Raw genomic sequence first — 1,583 nt, 5'->3', positions numbered from 1 at the left:
GCGACCAGTCGTCTTGTTTGCATTGTCTGCAAACTCTCGTGCGATCTTGATGATCTGCTCACGCGGCGTACCGGTGATTTTTTCTTGCCATGCTGGCGTGTATGGCTTGTCTTCGTCAAAACTTGATGCTGAATTTGCACAGTTTAAACCGTGCTCAACACCGTAGTTTGCAAGAGTCAGGTCAAATACAGTTGCAACCAACTTCTCACTACCATCTGCTAACTTAATTTTCTTAGCAGGTACTTTACGTAGTTGATTCGCATCGTGATCAGTATGATCAAAATAACCGTATTCGTGCTCTTGTCCACCGAAGTAAGGGAAGGAAACTTCAACCACTTCGTCTGCACTATCTTTTAGTGATAAGCCTAATTTGATCTCTTCGCCGGTATTACCGTCTAGCTGATCAATATTCCACTTACCTTTTTCACCCCAGCGATAACCTATTGAACCGGTAGGTGAAACCAACTCATTGCTCGCATCGTTAACTGCAATCGTCTTCCACTCAGGGTTGTTTTCTTGACCCAAGTTACCATCGAGATCAGAGGCTCTTAGGAAGCGACCTTGCTGTAAGCCTTGATCAGACTCTTCTAACATAACCAAGTAAGGGAAATCAGTCTTGGTACGCACGTATTCAGTGAAGTAAGCACTTGGCTTATCTACGTGAAACTCTTTCAGAATAACGTGGCCCATTGCCATCGCTACTGCTGAGTCAGTACCTTGCTTCGCGTGAATCCACTCATCGGTCAACTTCGCAACTTCTGAGTAGTCAGGTGTAACGGATACAGTCTTAGTACCCTTATAGCGAACTTCAGTGAAGAAGTGAGCATCAGGTGTACGCGTTTGTGGAACGTTAGAACCCCAAGCAATGATGTAGCCAGAGTTATACCAGTCTGCAGATTCTGGTACGTCAGTCTGCTCACCCCAAATCTGAGGAGATGCTGGTGGCAAATCACAGTACCAGTCATAGAAGCTTAGGCAGTTACCACCGATCAAGGATAAGTAACGAGCACCTGCCGCATAAGAAACCATCGACATCGCAGGAATTGGCGAGAAGCCGGTAATACGGTCAGGACCATATTTCTTAGCAGTGTAAACGTTAGAAGCAGCAATCAGCTCATTAACTTCTTTCCAGTCAGAACGAACCAAGCCGCCCATACCACGTTTTTCTTTGTAGGATTTAGCTTTTGCCGGATCGTTAACAATCGATTCCCAAGCTTTAACCGGGTCACTATGCTGGGCTTTAGCTTCGCGCCATAGCTTCAATAGAGCTTTACGTACCTTTGGGTACTTCAAGCGGTTTGCACTATAGATGTACCAGGAATAACTCGCACCACGAGGACAGCCGCGTGGCTCGTGGTTAGGAAGGTCAGGGCGCGTACGAGGATAATCAGTTTGCTGGGTTTCCCAGGTTACCAGGCCATCCTTAACATAAATCTTCCAACTACATGAGCCAGTACAGTTGACCCCATGTGTTGATCGTACAATTTTATCGTGCTGCCAACGACGGCGATAGCCATCCTCCCAGCCACGATCCTCGTTGGTTGTTACGCCATGCCCTGAGGCAAAGTCCTGCTTTTTCGTTT

General features: G+C 46.7%; 1 protein-coding gene. It reads right to left on the bottom strand.

The window, feature by feature from the left end; translation table 11 throughout:
• Positions 1–1,583, bottom strand: a 1,583-nt coding sequence (locus tag A3763_RS02385) for a molybdopterin-dependent oxidoreductase (protein ID WP_156494837.1), incomplete at both ends; no start/stop codon positions are given.

This window comes from Oleiphilus sp. HI0128, assembly GCF_001635365.1.
Note: the sequence above shows the minus strand (reverse complement) of the source record. Positions and strands in the feature narration are given on the sequence as shown.